At 75.0% G+C, this 14,238-nt stretch carries 9 protein-coding genes (1 of these 9 running past the window's edge); 5 read left to right on the top strand and 4 right to left on the bottom strand.

Annotated features, from left to right (window positions below):
• On the top strand, positions 1 to 5,307 hold the 3' end of the coding sequence (locus tag ACF061_RS20800) for a hypothetical protein (protein ID WP_392268391.1). 25,122 nt of this gene lie to the left of the window's left edge; 5,307 of the gene's 30,429 nt are visible here — the last part of the coding sequence; the start codon falls outside the window, past its left edge; it ends in the stop codon at positions 5,305 to 5,307.
• Positions 5,308 to 5,322: 15 nt separating this feature from the next.
• Positions 5,323 to 6,066 carry a type VII secretion system-associated protein gene (locus tag ACF061_RS20805; protein ID WP_392268392.1) on the top strand — a complete coding sequence of 248 codons (744 nt, stop codon included), beginning with the start codon at positions 5,323 to 5,325 and terminating at the stop codon, positions 6,064 to 6,066.
• Between the two features lie 337 nt (positions 6,067 to 6,403).
• Here the strand turns inward: ACF061_RS20805 and ACF061_RS20810 are convergent, their stop codons facing one another.
• A complete protein-coding gene (locus ACF061_RS20810; RefSeq protein ID WP_392268393.1) occupies positions 6,404 to 7,588 on the bottom strand; it encodes a pyridoxal phosphate-dependent aminotransferase in 1,185 nt (394 codons plus the stop codon).
• 461 nt (positions 7,589 to 8,049) lie between these two features.
• On the bottom strand, positions 8,050 to 9,426 hold the full coding sequence (locus ACF061_RS20815; protein WP_392268394.1) for an FAD-dependent oxidoreductase: 1,377 nt from the start codon (positions 9,424 to 9,426) through the stop codon (positions 8,050 to 8,052).
• Positions 9,427 to 9,497: 71 nt separating this feature from the next.
• Between ACF061_RS20815 and ACF061_RS20820 the strand changes: the two genes are divergently transcribed.
• Positions 9,498 to 10,475, top strand: coding sequence for an AraC family transcriptional regulator (locus tag ACF061_RS20820; protein WP_392268395.1), 978 nt, complete (start codon positions 9,498 to 9,500; stop codon positions 10,473 to 10,475).
• Positions 10,476 to 10,525: 50 nt separating this feature from the next.
• Here the strand turns inward: ACF061_RS20820 and ACF061_RS20825 are convergent, their stop codons facing one another.
• Positions 10,526 to 10,765 carry a hypothetical protein gene (locus ACF061_RS20825; RefSeq protein ID WP_392268396.1) on the bottom strand — a complete coding sequence of 80 codons (240 nt, stop codon included), beginning with the start codon at positions 10,763 to 10,765 and terminating at the stop codon, positions 10,526 to 10,528.
• A gap of 550 nt (positions 10,766 to 11,315) precedes the next feature.
• Here ACF061_RS20825 and ACF061_RS20830 point away from each other — a divergent pair.
• Positions 11,316 to 11,687: a hypothetical protein gene (locus tag ACF061_RS20830; RefSeq protein ID WP_392268397.1), complete on the top strand. Its 372-nt coding sequence runs from the start codon at positions 11,316 to 11,318 to the stop codon at positions 11,685 to 11,687.
• Positions 11,688 to 11,795: 108 nt separating this feature from the next.
• On the opposite strand, the gene ACF061_RS20835 is transcribed toward ACF061_RS20830, so the two are convergent.
• Positions 11,796 to 13,310, bottom strand: a complete 1,515-nt coding sequence (locus ACF061_RS20835) for an FAD-dependent monooxygenase (RefSeq protein WP_392268398.1) — start codon at positions 13,308 to 13,310, stop codon at positions 11,796 to 11,798.
• 250 nt (positions 13,311 to 13,560) lie between these two features.
• Here ACF061_RS20835 and ACF061_RS20840 point away from each other — a divergent pair, with 250 nt between their 5' ends.
• A complete protein-coding gene (locus tag ACF061_RS20840; protein ID WP_392268399.1) occupies positions 13,561 to 14,196 on the top strand; it encodes a TetR family transcriptional regulator in 636 nt (211 codons plus the stop codon).
• Positions 14,197 to 14,238 lie beyond the last annotated feature (42 nt).

Raw genomic sequence — 14,238 nt, forward strand, 5'->3', positions numbered from 1 at the left:
GACGAGCCGGTGACCGGGCTGCCCGACTACCTCACCCGCGAGGGCAGCCGCCTCCTCGGGCACGGCGCGGTCCACGAGGTGGTCTACGCCGAACCCGGCAGGACGCCGATGGCCGTGGTGACGGAGCTGGTCAACAGGGTGGCTCCCGGCGTCCTGACCGCGAACCCCGAGGTGTGGGACGCCGGGGGACGGCGCATCGGCACCCTCCAGGGCCTGCGCTCCGCACTGGAGGGCATGCTCGGCGGCAAGCGGCCGTGGGCGTTCGCCGAGGAACTGTTCTCCCCGGACGGGCTGACGCTGTACTTCCCCAGCACCGGTCTCGCCCGGGCCGGACTGGGCGTGGAGATCGTCGGCCTGACGCTGCGCGCCACCACCGGCGCCTTCACGGTGGGCGAGTTCCTGCCGAACACCGGTCTGGAGCACTACCGGCACGGCGGCGCGACGACGTCCCGCACCACCTCCCGGGACAACACGGTGGCGATGGGCGCCAGGTTCGGCGGCGGCGACGGCGACGGCTCGTTCGCCCTGACGAGCAGCGCGGGCACGGCAGCGGCCACCCACAGCGCGCTGAGCCGCACCACCACGGAGACCAACGAGCAGACCGCGTACACCTACGACCAGGGCACCTGGCGGGCCGACGCCCCCTTCGAACTGCACCTGACGGCGGACGTGCTGAAGGTCCGGCCGGGCTGGTCGCTGAACCACCTCGTCGCGTCCACCGCCCGCCGGCTGGGCACCGGCGCCCGCTCCGCGTCCCACGTCGTCCGCGGCACCATCGCCCTTCAGCTGCCCAACGCCGTGGCCACGTTCCGGCCGCGGTTCGGGCCGTTCCCCGCGCCGGACCCGCGGCCGCTGCCGCCGCTGCCCGGCGACGCCTACGTGACCGGCGTCTCGCTGGAGGAGATCCGCCCGGCGGCCAACGCCCTGTGGAAGCGGCTGTTCGACGTCGATCCGCAGGCCGACCGGGTGCCGGTCAACAGCGTCGTCCTCCAACTGTCGAACCCCACCCAGCTCGCGGCCATCCTGCCGCAGGCGCAGCGGGGCCCGGTGGTGCTGGGCAAGGCGCTGTTCGTTCCCGGCCGGTCCGGCGAGCGGGCCGAACTGTCCCTGCGGCTGCACGGGTTCTCCCAGCTCAAGGTCCTCGGACGGTTCGAGGGGGAGATCGGCACCGGGCGCTACGGGAAGTCCCAGAGCGCGACCACGGCGAGCGCCGGAATCGACGACTGGCGGCCGTCGGCGGGCTTCAGCGGCTCGGGGACCGGTGTGATCCACACCCACGACCACGCGCCCCGCAGCGGCGGCGGCGAGGCCCCCGTCAGCCGGGCCGCCGGCGCGACCACGACCGACGCGGTCGGCGAGAGCCACCGGCGCGAGCAGCACCTCAAGCAGCTCGGTCCGGCGACCTGGCGGGTGGAGGTGACGGTCCAGCTCTCCCTGAGGGCCCAGAAGCGCCACGAGGGACTGGGCCCCACGTACTGGGACCTGCCCGTGGAGAGCAATCCCGTCACCGGCCGGGTGGAACTCCAACTGCACGAGGGCGAGCTGGAGCAACTGCTCAGCCGCGGGCAGGAGAGCCCCCTGCCCGCACCCCTGCGCCCGGGGCGCTGGGCGGCCCTCGACGCGGTCCGCGAGCCCCTCGACCTGGTCCCCCTGCTCCGGGCCGCCGCCACGGCCCGCGGCGGCACCCCGGACCGGCTGCCCGAGTCGGTGGCCCGCGCCGTCCACGACACCCCGGGAGGCCGTGGCCTCGACGCCGTCGCGCTCACCCTGGACCGCGCCGACCTGCTCCGCATGGCCCGCACCGAGGCACTGGACTGGGCCGCCGCCACCGTGGAAGCGGACCTGGCGGCGCGGGAGACGGACCCGGCCGGGGCCGGGGCGGGCCCGGAGGCCGACCGGGCCCGCGAGATCCTCGCCGGGTACCGGCGGGCCCGGCGGGGCGCCGGCGCCGCCTACGTCACCGAGGACGACCTGTACGCGCTGGTCCGCGAGGTCAACGAGGTCCACGACTCGCTGCGCCGGGACACCGGCCCGGTGCCGCCGGTCGGTCTGCCCGACGCGCTGCGGTACGTGGTACTGAACTGGGACCACTGGCTGCGCGCCTTCGCCCACGAGGTCGGCGTCCCCGTACGCCTGGAGCTGACCGGACCCGACGGCGCCGTCCACCGCTGGGCGGAGCCCTCCGGCCGGGTGCACGCCTTCGACCCGCGGCAGCGCGACGGCTCGGCGCCGGGCGTGCGGGAGCTGACCGTGGACCAGGCCCGGCAGGCCGGGCTGCTGACGGCCGGGCAGGCGACGGCCGTCCGGGACGCCGGGCTGACCCCGGCCGAGCTGGCCACCGCCTACCGCACCTCCTGGGAGGGCGGCAGGACCTTCGCGGAGGCGGTGTCGCGGCAGGCCGACGAGCGGCTCCGCGAGCGCGTCCGCCTGGCCCTGCGCCCGCTGCCCGGCACGGGCGCCGCCGCGCTGCGGGCCCTGCGGACGGTGCTGCTGGAGGGCGGCCCGGGCGCCCGGGCGCTGGTGGAGGCCGGCGGCCGTCACCTGTACGCCGTCAACGTCCGCGGCGCCGTCCGGTTCTCCGACTTCGACGGCGCCCCGCTGCCGGCGGTCACGGCGCACGGGACCGTCCGCTCCTTCGAGATCGACGCGGAGGGCACGCTGCTCGACCGGTCGCCGCGGGTGCGGGAGGCCGACGGCGGGGTCCTCCGCTTCCCCCAGCTGCGCCTCGGCGCGGACCCGCTGGACTTCCTGCGGCGCTACGGTCCGGAGCGCAGCGGAGCGTCCGGCGAGCGGGACGGGGGCGCCGACGGCGAGCCCGGCACCGCCCGCGAGGAACGCACGCGCACCCTGGAACCGATCACCGAGGAGCGGGAGGAGGAGCAGGAGCAGGAAGAGCAGGCGCGGGAGCCGCGGGCGGAGCCGGGAGCACAGCCGGAACGCGCCCAGGACGACGCCCGCTCCCACGACACCCGCTCCGACCAGAGCCGCTCTCACGACACCCGTTCTGACGACGCCCGCTCCGACGTGGGCCGCGCCGATGACGGCGAGCCCGGCCGACCGCGGACGGACGACGGCGACCCGCCCGAGGACGACGCCCCGGACGGCGGCGGGCCCGGAGACGAGGGCCCGCACGGCGGCGGCCCGCGGGGCGGGAACCCGAGGGACGGCGGACCGCACGACGGCGCGGCCCCGAGCGGCGTGCTCGGCCCGGTCGTGGTCCCGGCCTACCCGGACGCCGGGACGGCCGGGGGCACGCGGGCCACCGGTTCGACGGACCAGATGTCACCCGGCACCCGCCGGCCGGAGCATGCCCCCGGGGGCGGGGGCGACCAGGCACGGGGCGACCAGGCACGGGGCGACCAGACAGGCGGAGACCGGCCAGGGGCGCGCGCGGCGGAGGGGAGCACGCCGGTCCTGGACACGGCAGAGGAGGGCACGCCGGTCCTGGACACGGCAGAGGAGGGCACGCCGGTCCTGGACACGGCAGAGGAGGGCACGCCCGTCCTGGACACGGCAGAGGAGGGCACGGACGGTCCGCGCTCGTCCGGTGGACGCACGGAGGGCGAGGGCGCGCTCGGCGTGCGTCCGACCGAGGGGTGGGCGAGCGAGGGCGCGCTCGGCGTGCCTCCGGCCGAGGAGCGGCCGGCGAGCGGCCGGCCCGAGTCCGTGCCCGAGTCCGCGTCCGGCACCGCGCCGGCTCCCGTCGCGACGCAGGCGGTGGCCGCCGGGGAGCGCGCCGCTGAGCAGGTCGCGCAGCGGGCCGAGGACCGTACGGCGACGCCCGCCGGCGTACGGACCGCCGACGACCCGGCCCCGCGTCCGGCGCCGGGGCCGGCCGCCGACGCGGCTCCGTCCCCGAGCGCGCCCGCGGAGGCCGGCGCGTCCGGAGGGCACCCGGCGTTGTCGGTGGAGGACGAGATCATGGCGGTGATGAGGGGGACGAGCACCCCCGCGCAGAGCGGTCGCGGCCGGGCGGCGGCCCCGGTGCGCGTCGAGACGGCCGGGATCGGCGGCGCCGGCCCGACGTGGACGACCCCGGGCATGGGCCGGGTCCCTCAGGGCATGCCCATCCGGTCGGCCGTCTTCACCGACCGGGTGCTCGGGCACGACTACACCGGCGCCCGTCCGCCCGGCGGAGTGCCGCCGCTGAAGACCTGGGAGACCAACGTGGTACGGCGGGACGCCGCCACCGGGGCCGAGACCGTGGAGATCTCGGAGGCGCCCTGGTACGCGCGGGCCGACTTCGTGCTGGACCCCTACTTCGCCGTGCTCAGCGGCACGGAGGAACTGCTCCAGGTGCGTACCGCCGACGGCACGGTGCCCATGGCCGGGTATGTGTTCGCGGACCACCTGGCCACCGTCCCCGAACTGCGTGCGCTCCCGGCCAACGTGCCGGTCGTCCTGCTGATGTCCGGCGGCGCGGCGGGCGAATTGAACCTGCCCCGGCTCGTGGCGGCCCGCACGGGACGGGAGGTGTGGGCGTACACCGGGCTGCTGCGGCTCGGTTCCGCGCCGGACGGCCGGACCACGGTGATCGGCGAGGTGTCCCTCGGGCACCCGTCGGTGCCGGACGGCCAGTGGGTACGCAGTCTCCCGGACGACCTGGGCACGTCCTCGGCGCGCGAGCGCGCGAACGTGACCCCGCCGTGGCCGCAGTTCCTGACGGATCTGAACGGAAGACGGTTCTCCACGGCGGAGGTCCTCCAGTACACCGTCGTCGACCAGCACGGCAGGCCGCTGGGGCGGGCCTCCCACAGCTTCCAGGACTGGACGCGGCGTGTGCCCTGGCTGCGCGCCGATCCGCTGGACACCTTCGGATACTTCGCCCTGGCGGACGATCACCCTCCGTACATCGAGACCCGGCCGGGTACCGAGCAGCCGCTGCCGTGGAAGGCGGCCCGCGCCTACCCCGTCGTGGCGCACGGCGATTCCGGTCATGTGGACCTGAGCCTGACTTCCGCGGGCACCGCCCGGGTGGACGGCCGGCAGCTCGGCCGGTTCCTCCGCCGCCGGCCGAGTCTGTCGAGGCGTCCGGCGAGCGATCCCGTCGTCCTGGTGATCTGTTGCGCCGGGGACGAGGCCACGGTGCCGGAGGCCGCCGTGGCGCAGTTGGTCGCGGACGAGACCGGCCGCGACGTGTACGCGCCGACCGGCAGGACCAACATCCGCTACGAGCTGGCGGACAACCCGGACGGCACCCCGGGCCGTTGGCTGGTCTTCCACCCCCGCCGGGCCGGCGCACGCCGACCGTCGGCGGGCACGGCACCGGGAACCGGGCGGAACGACGGCCACCATCGAGGACGTTGACGAAGGAGCATGGGTATGAACGGCGACAGCGACGTGGCGCCCGCGGTGGCGGGCACCGATTCCGCGGCGGCCCCCGCTGCGAGCGAGCGCGGACCGGAGGACGGAGCGGCCGCACGCCCCGGACCGGAGGGCGCCCCCGGGATACCCCAGCGGCTACGGGAGGCCGCCCGGCTGGCCCCCGAGCACTGGCTCGCCATGACCGACCCCGGCTGGTCGGGGGAGGGGCCCCCGCCGTCGTGGGCGGTGAGGGGACAGGTACGGTCCGGCACCGACGGTGAGATCGAGGAGTGGCGGGCCAACGAGGAGCACCGGCCCTCGCCGGTGGCCCGCGGCTGGCCGGCGCCCACCGACGAGATCGACGAGGCGATCCAGCTCGCGGTCACCGGATACGGACCCGGCGAGGACGTGGTCCGGCTGCTCGCCGCCGCCGAGGTGGCCTTCCCCCTCGACCCGGCCGGACGTCCGCTGGTGGCGTCGACCCCGGACGGCATCCCGGCCGTACCGGTCTACACCTCGGCCGGTCAGCTCTCCGCCCTGGGCAGGCTGGCCCACGAGGCCCTGCCGGTGACCGAGTTGCTGTCCCTGCTCGCGCCGGGGCAGCGGCTGCTGGTCAATCCGGAGGGCGCCGCCTGCCTGCTGATGGAGAGTGAGCCGCTGCTGGCGGCGGTGGCCGAGGCGCCGGGGACCGAGCAGGCGGCCGGGACCGGGGAACGGGCGCCCGCCGGAGCGGGGGAGCCCGCGGGGCGGCCGGCCGGATGAGGGCGGGCACCGGCTGGATGCCGCCGGGACCGGAACGGCGCCGGGAGCATCCACCCGTGAGGGACCGGGCTGCTTCCGCGGCAGCCGCGTCGGCAGGGAGTACGGCCGGGTGCCCCGGGTGGCGCTGCCGCTGTCGCCGCTGACCGGCGTCGTGCGCGTCCGAACCGGCCGGAGGGCCCGGGGACCTCCTCTGTCCGCCGGTCGGCCTCCCTGGGTACTGGCGGATGGCCGGTGCGAGACACATGTGTCGACGACGTGTTCCCGTGTGCGTACACGCCCTCGTGCCCGGTCGGGGCCGCGGACGGGAGGCGTGCGGAGCGCCGCCGGCCCACCGGTGTCATCCGAGCGTGGCCACGAACTCGCCGAGGCGGGCGATCCCTTCGTGCAGTTCGTCCGCGGACGCCGCGCAGGAGAGCCGGACATGGGTGTCCGCCGTGCGGTCGCCGAAGTCCCTGCCGGGGGTGAGGGCGACGTGTGCCTGGTGCAGGGCCCGCTCGCAGAACTGCCAGGAGGTGAGACCGGTGCCGCTGACGTCGAAGTACACGTAGAACGCACCGTCCGGGCGGACGGGCACCGGCAGGCCCAGTCGGCGCAGGCCGTCGACGGCGATGGCGCGGCGCCGGGCGAACTCCACCCGGCGTGTCTCGCAGACCGCGAGCGACTCGGGGGAGAAGCAGGCCAGCGCGGCGTGCTGGGCGGGGGCCGAGGCGCACAGGAAGTAGTTCTGGGCGAGACGCTCCATCACGGGGACGCAGGACTCGGGGACGACGCACCAGCCGAGCCGCCAGCCGGTCATGCCGAAGTACTTCGAGAAGCTGTTGACGACCACGGCGTCGGGATCGAGCGACAACACGCTGGCCGGCGGGCGGCCGTGCGCGTCGTGGTCGCTCAGGTCGAGGTAGATCTCGTCCACCAGGCGCCAGGCGCCGCGTTCGCGGGCGGTGGCGCAGATCGCGGTCAGCTCGGCGGCCGGGACGGAGGTGCCGGTCGGGTTCGACGGTGTGGCGATCATGACTCCGCGGGTCCGGTCCGTCCAGTGCGACCGGACCGAGGCGGCGTCCAACTGGAAGCGGCCGGCCGCGGTGGTGGGCACCAGGGTGGCCCGGGCGCCGAAGCTCTCCATGATCTGGCGGTTGCACGGGTAGGACGGGTCCGCGATGAGGACTTCGTCCCCGGGGTCGACGAACGCGGCGGCGGCGAGCACCAGGGCGGCCGAGGCGCCGGCGGTCACCACGACCCGGCCGGGATCGACCCGCACACCGTGCGCGTCCTGGTAGAACCGGGCGATCGCCTCCCGCAGCGCGGGCAGGCCGAGGGCCGGTGTGTAGGGCAGTGGCCGTCCGTCCATGGCCTCGCGCATGGCGTCCAGGACGGCCGGCGGCGCGCCGAAGTCGGGTTCGCCGAGGCTGAGTTTGACGACGTGGTGCCCTTGGACCTCGAGCGCGGCGGCGTGCTTGCCGAACTCCATGGCGTAGAACGGGACGACGGCCCGGGCGCGTTGCGAGATGCGCACGGTGTTCATACTGCGGCCTCCGGCGTGAGAGCGGGCGCCCGTGCCCCGGCGGACCGGACGGCCGGAAACCGGGTGCCGTGGTGCCCGGCGGCGTGGAACCCGGCTGCGGTGGGGAGCGGCGCCGGCCGCCCCCGGATCCGGCCCGGCGGGTCCAAGCATAGGCGCGGACCCGGAAAGCCGTGCACGTGAACCTTCGCCTGGTCGCGTCGCGTGTTTCTGTCAGGGGCGCCGGCGGCCTTCCCTCCCCGGGGCAGGTGATCGTGGCCGCCGACGGTCGGCCACACCCGGTGGTGTGCGGCCCGTCACCGTGCCGACGGCCCTCGGGCGGTCCCCGCTCCGTCCCGTTGTGTCCCGCGACGGAGCGGGGACCGCCCCTCCGGGACCACCTCGTCCGCTGGTCCCGGAGGGTGCCTGATCGTCGGAGGGGACGGCTTCCCGGAAGGGGGAACTTCCCGGCGGGCAGTGGAGCGCTATCGGCGCGCGGCGCCGAGGACTTCGTTGAACGCCTCGGTCGAGCTGGGGTGGGTGTAGATGGTGTCGCGGAGTTCGCCCGCCGTCACGCCGTGACGCATCGCCAGGGCGACCGTGTTGATCAACTCCTGCGAGTCCACGCTCAGCAGGGCGGCGCCGAGGATCCGGTCGGTGGCGGCGTCGATCACGAACTTCATCAGGCCGCGGGTCTCACCGACGATCTTCGCCCGGGGCATGGCGGCGATCCGCGCCACCGGCTTGGCCGCGACCAGCACCTCGTGGCCGGCTTCGCGCGCCTCGCGTTCGGTCATGCCCACCCGGGACAGCGGCGGCGTGGTGAACAGGGTGTACGGGACCGCCTCGCGGTCGGCCGTCGTACGCGTCCCGGAGCCGAGGAGCTGGTCGGCGACGACGCGGCTGTCGTCGAGCGAGATGTAGGTGAACTGCGGGCCGCCGTTGACGTCCCCGACCGCGAAGATGTGCGGCCGGCTGGTGCGCAGGTGTTCGTCCACCTCGATCGCGCCCGTCGCCGTGGTCCTGACTCCCGCGGCCGCCAGGTCCAGCCCCGCCGTGGCGGGCCTGCGGCCCGTGGCGACCAGCACGGCGTCGGCGTCGACGACGTGCTCCCGCGCCCCGACCCGGTAGTGCACGACGGCGTGCCCGTCCTCGTCGGTGACCCGTACGACCCGGGCGTCCGTCACGAAGACGACGCCCTCGTCGCGGAGCGTGCCGGCGGTGGCCTCCGCCACGTCGGCGTCCTCGCGGGGCAGCAGTCGCGGCCCGGCCTCCAGCACCGTCACCCGCGACCCGAACCGCGCGTACATGCCGGCGAACTCCAGGCCCAGGTAACCCCCTCCGACCACGATCAGGCGGGCGGGGAGCTCGGTGGCCCGGATCAGGTCGGTGCTGGTGCGGGTGTGGGCACTGGAGCGCAGGCCGGGAACGTCCGGGACGACGGGCTCCGCGCCGGTGTTGATCACGATCGTCGGCGCGGTGACGACCAGCCGGTCGGAGCCGGCGCTCACCTCGACCGACTTCTCGTCGAGGAAGCGCGCCCGGCCGGTGATCACCGTCACCGAGTCGATCTCGTCGAGCATGGCGAAGTTGCGGTCCCGCAGCGCCTCGGTCAGGGTCGCGGTCGCGCCGACGGCCGTGCGCAGGCCGTCCCGCGCCTCCTCGCCGGGGCGGCGGGACTGCGCATGGTGGATGAGGGCCTTGGTCGGCACGCACCCGATGTTGATGCAGGTGCCGCCGTACATCTGCGACGACTGCTCGACCAGGGCGACCCGGTGCCCGGCGGCGCCCATCCGCGCGGCCAGCGTCTTGCCGCCCTTGCCGAAACCGATGACGAGGAGATCTACGTGCAGGGAGTCCATGCCCATGACCTTGCCCCGCGAGTGGCGCGATGACAAGCTCAGAAAGTCGCAGATTCTATCGAGGAAGTATCATGGACGCTCTGAGTCGCCTCATCCGCCTCGCCCGGCTGCGCGGCAGTGTCGACGTCCGCTGCCTCGTCGCCGGCCGCCACACCCTGGACAACCCCGAGGCCGGGACGGGGCAGGCGCCGTTCCACCTGCTGCTCAGCGGCGCGTGCGTCCTGGAACTGCCGGGGCGGCGCATCGAGGTGGCGGCGGGCGACATGGTGCTGCTCCCCCGGGGCGTGGCGCACCGGATGCACGTCCGCGGCCGGCGGGCGGCCTCGGGCGTCGAGCGCCGCGACGCCGGCCCGTACGCGCTCATCACCGACGCGACGTCGGTGGAGGACGCGCGCGGGCGCGACGAGGAGGAGAACGGTGGGCAGGACGCCCCCGTCGACCTCTTCTGCGGTCACTACACCTGGGAGGCCGGCCCGGGCCAGGTCCTGATGGACATGCTTCCCGACGTCGTCCATGTTTCCCTGGAGAGCGGCACGGACGCCGAACTCCCCTGCGCGGGGGGCCTGGAGACACTCGGACCGCTCAGCGGCCTGATGCGGGGGGAGGCCCGCCGTGCCGCCCCGGGCGCCGAGGCGGTCCTCGACGCGCTCTGCGACGTCCTGCTGACGCTGGCCCTGCGCGGTACACCCGGGCTGGGGCGGACGCTGTGGCTGGCCTCGGCGCAGGACGTGGTGCGCACCGTGACCGAGGCGGTGCTCGGCGACCCCGCCCACGACTGGCGCATCGAGGAGTTCGCCCGACTCAACTCCATGTCCCGGGCGACCTTCATCCGCCACTTCGCCCGCGAGACCGGTATGAACCCGGGTGACTTCCTGACCCGGCTGCGCATGCTTCTCGCGGCCGACATGCTCACGCGCACCGACGATCCGGTCGCCGTCGTCGCCGCCGCCGTCGGGTACGCCTCGGAGTCCGCCTTCGGCCGAGCCTTCCGGCTGACCACCGGTGACACTCCGGCCCGGCTGCGCCGTGCGGCCCGGGCCCCGCGGTGAGCGGCGGGCCCGCGCCGCGCCGGACGGTGTCCGTCCTGCGCGCACCGTGCTCAGCGGCGAGCGGAGACCTCCGCCCGCCTCGGCGGCGACGCCAGGAAGGAGTCCAGCGTCCGCCGGAGGCTCATCAGGAACCGGTGGCCGGCCCGCAGGTCCGCCAACTCCGCGCCGTCCGGGGCTTGCTGTCCCCGGACGCGGGCCTGCTCCCGTAGGTTGTGCTCCAGGTCGCGCGCGATCTGCTCGCTGTAGCGGCGCGCGAGTCCGGAGCGGTCGTCGGGCTTCGATGTGGTCATGGTTCCCTCCTGCTCTTTCCGCGACTGGTACCAGGTACGGCACGTCGGTGGCGGGCGGCCGCCACCGACCGCCGAGGGTCGCGATGGACCGGGGCGGTTCCGGGTTCACGGGAAGACTCCGGTCCCAGCTCGATGACCGAGTGGTCACCGCGTCTGCGGCCGCCTGCCGTCCGGCTCTCCCCCACAGAGAGCGAGGACGGACAGACGACCCGGGGCCGGGGCCACGGTGACCGGGACCGCCCCGCACCAGTGCCATTCGTACGCATGGCAACGGGCGGCATCATCCACTACACGTGATCGGGTACCGCGGTGGTTCGATCCGGGCCGGAGATCGCCGGGGAACGTCCCGACGGTGTCAAGAGACGGCACGAACGGCATGTCGCACATATGTGACTCGATAACCTCTGTGCGCTGCTATGTGAAAACGCAACAATCATCAGCGCGGGCGGAACCGGCCAGGGCGGTCAGTCGCACCGGCCGACGAGCCCGCCACCAGCGACATACGTGGTGGCCCGTGGCACACCCTGCGAATCGGCGAGGTGGTTCTCACATGTTCAGTCGGCGCACCGGACGTCTTCTCACCGGCACCGCGGCGGTCGGGGCCGTCCTGCTGGGCGTCGCCGCCGCGGCCCAGCCCGCCGCGGCCGCGTCGTACCCGTGGGGCATCTCCCTCTGCACGGGCTCCGGTGGGACCGGCACCCGGACCGAGGTCGATCTGAACGACACCTCCTGCCACGACCTGTCCGAGCCGGCGCTGTCGGCCGTGGACGTCTCGGACTCGGATCTCTACGCCTACTTCAACGCCGACTGCCGGACCGGACTCCCGGGGAAGAGCGGTGACGCGTACTTCATCGTCGGCAGCCTGCACTCGGCGGAGTTCCCCCTTCCGGTCGTCAGCTACCGAGTGGTGCACAACAACTGACAGCGGCGCGGGGCGGCCGGCCCGGGGTCCGCGGCGGGTGGTGAACCGGCCTCCGTCAAGGCCGGTTCACCACCCGCCGCGCACCCCGGGTGCGCGGCGCGGCGTTCCTCAGAAGACCGCCGGGACGCCGTCCAGCGCCTTGGCGACCTCGGACGTGAACTCCTCGCCGGAGCGGGGGGCCTCGGTCGCCCACCACACGCGTCCGTCCGGCCGGACGAGCGCGGCCGTGACGCCGGACCAGGCGTCGCCGCCGGTCTCGGCGAGCCGGCTGGCGTGGACGGCGATGCCGGCGGCCGCGGCCCGTTCGGTCACCTCCGCGTCCACCTCTGCCTCACCCATGACCAGGAGCACCGCGCGGCCGTCGTGCAGCAGCGGGAACACACCCTCGCCCTCCGGGTCGTGGGCGCGGGCGCCGGTCAGCGGGTGGGCGCCAGGGTCGTCGGAGCGGTACACGACGTCGAGACCGGAGAGCTTGCCGGCCAGCAGGGCGGCGAAGCCGGGCTCCTCGGCGATCGCCTCGTCGAGCAGGGCGCGCAGCGCGGTGACCTCCGGGGTCAGCGAGGCGATCAGGCCGCCCTGGGCGAGGGTGTGCTCGGCCAGTTCGGCGCCCACCGGGTGGCGTTCGGCGTGGTACGTGTCGAGCAGGGTCTCCTCGGCGCGGCCCTGGACCACCGCGGCCAGCTTCCAGCCGAGGTTCATGGCGTCCTGGAGGCCGACGTTCAGGCCCACGCCGCCGGCCGGCCAGTGGATGTGCGCCGCGTCGCCGGCCAGCAGCACCCGGCCCGAGCGGTAGGAGGCGGCCAGCTTCGTGGCGTTGCCGAACCGGGTGAGCCAGGAGGCGTCGCGCATGCCGAAGTCGGTGCCGGCGATGCGCACGGCGGCGTCGCGCAGTTCCGGGAGCGTCATCGGCTCGCGGTGCTGGTTGGCCGGGTCGTACCCGGTGACGCGGAACCTGCCGCCGCCCAGCGGGACGACCAGGAGCCGGCCGGCCTCGGAGAGTGCGGCGAAGCCGGGCTCGCTCGGCGGCTCGTCCAGGATCACCTCGCCGAGGAAGCCGTAGGCCGTGGTGTCGGTGCCGGGGAAGTCGATGCCGGCCTCGCGGCGCACGGTGCTGCGGGCGCCGTCGGTGCCGACCACGTACGGCGCGCTCACCTCGTACGGGCCCTCGGGTCCGGTCACCTTGACGGTGACCGAGGTGTCGTCCTGGGTCAGCGAGGTGACCTCGTGACCGCGCCGGACGACGGCGCCGAGCCGGGTGGCGTACTGCTCCAGGACCTTCTCGGTGACCGACTGGGGGTGGGCCAGCAGGAAGGGGAAGGGGGTGGGCAGGGAACGGAAGTCCACGCGGGATTTCAGCATGCCGAAGTGCCAGTTCGGCACGGGCCGGCCGATCGCGAGGAGGTCCTTGTGCCGGTCGCGCAGGGCCAGCACCTCGACCGTGCGCGGCTGGATGCCCAGCGCCTTGGAGTGCGGGCCGCGCTCCTCGTTCCGTTCCAGGACGAGGACGGGGACGCCGGCGAGGGCGAGTTCGTGGGCGAGCCAGAGGCCGACCGGCCCGGCTCCCACGATCACGACCTGCCGGCCGGAGGATTCCCGGGAGGGCGCCTGACGAGGTGCGGACATGAGGGTTCATCTCCTGTGGAGAGGTTCGCGGGTCACTAATGACCATGCGGTCATTAAGGAGGATAACCCCGGCCGCGCTCATGACCAAACGGTCACCAGGGGCCGCCCGATCGGCACGGCATCGCCCCGGCCCCGGTGTCGCCCCGGCCCCGGCCCGCATGCGGTCCGGTGTCGGCCGGCCCCGGCCGGGGTGCGGCGCGGTGTCGGCCCGGCTCCGGTGCGGCATGGGGCCGGCCGATAGGCTCGCCGCATGTCAGCAGCTCAGAGCCCGCCGCCCGACCGACCGCGCCGCGTCCGCGACCCGGAGCTGCACCGCCGCGCCATCCTCGACGCGGCATCCCGCGCCTTCGCCGAGCGCGGCTACAACCGGGCCACCCTGCGGGACATCGCCCGCCGCGCCGGAGTCACCCACGGGCTGGTGCTGCGTCACTTCGGCAGCAAGGAGAACCTGTTCCTCGCCGCGGTACCCGGCACCCGCTCCATCGACGAGCTCACCGAGGACACCGCCGAGCCGCTGCCCGCCCGCATCGCGCGGGAGTTCGTACGCCGCCTGGAGGATCCCGAGAGCACCGACACCTTCGTCACCCTCGTGCGCAGTGCCGGGGACGACGAGGGCGCCGCCGCCGAGCTGTACCTGGCCATGCAGGAGCGGACCGACGAGACGTACCGCAGACTGCTGGGCGAGCACGCGCTCGAACACCGGGTGCCCTTCCTCGCCTCGCTCCTCATCGGCGTCACCTTCAGCCGGTACGTCATCCGGGCCGGCGCCCTGGCCGAGATGAGCGCGGAGCGCTTCACGGACGACCTCACCTCCGCCGTCCGGGCGCTGCTGTACGGGGACGCCGCCACGGACGGGCCGTCAGCGGAGGCCGACGCTCGCCTCTGACGGGCGGCGCGGGTCCCGCGCGCCGACGGCGCGGGGCACGCC

Source organism: Streptomyces sp. NPDC015220, assembly GCF_043079345.1.
Taxonomy (GTDB): Bacteria; Actinomycetota; Actinomycetes; order Streptomycetales; family Streptomycetaceae; genus Streptomyces.

Excerpts from the sequence above, each read along its gene's own strand:
- ACF061_RS20835 (WP_392268398.1), bottom strand. The coding sequence starts at position 13,310 with ATGTCCGCACCTCGTCAGGCGCCCTCCCGGGAATCCTCCGGCCGGCAG.
- ACF061_RS20840 (WP_392268399.1), top strand. The coding sequence starts at position 13,561 with ATGTCAGCAGCTCAGAGCCCGCCGCCCGACCGACCGCGCCGCGTCCGC.
- ACF061_RS20830 (WP_392268397.1), top strand. The coding sequence starts at position 11,316 with ATGTTCAGTCGGCGCACCGGACGTCTTCTCACCGGCACCGCGGCGGTC.
- ACF061_RS20820 (WP_392268395.1), top strand. The coding sequence starts at position 9,498 with ATGGACGCTCTGAGTCGCCTCATCCGCCTCGCCCGGCTGCGCGGCAGT.
- ACF061_RS20805 (WP_392268392.1), top strand. The coding sequence starts at position 5,323 with ATGAACGGCGACAGCGACGTGGCGCCCGCGGTGGCGGGCACCGATTCC.
- ACF061_RS20810 (WP_392268393.1), bottom strand. The coding sequence starts at position 7,588 with ATGAACACCGTGCGCATCTCGCAACGCGCCCGGGCCGTCGTCCCGTTC.
- ACF061_RS20825 (WP_392268396.1), bottom strand. The coding sequence starts at position 10,765 with ATGACCACATCGAAGCCCGACGACCGCTCCGGACTCGCGCGCCGCTAC.
- ACF061_RS20815 (WP_392268394.1), bottom strand. The coding sequence starts at position 9,426 with ATGGACTCCCTGCACGTAGATCTCCTCGTCATCGGTTTCGGCAAGGGC.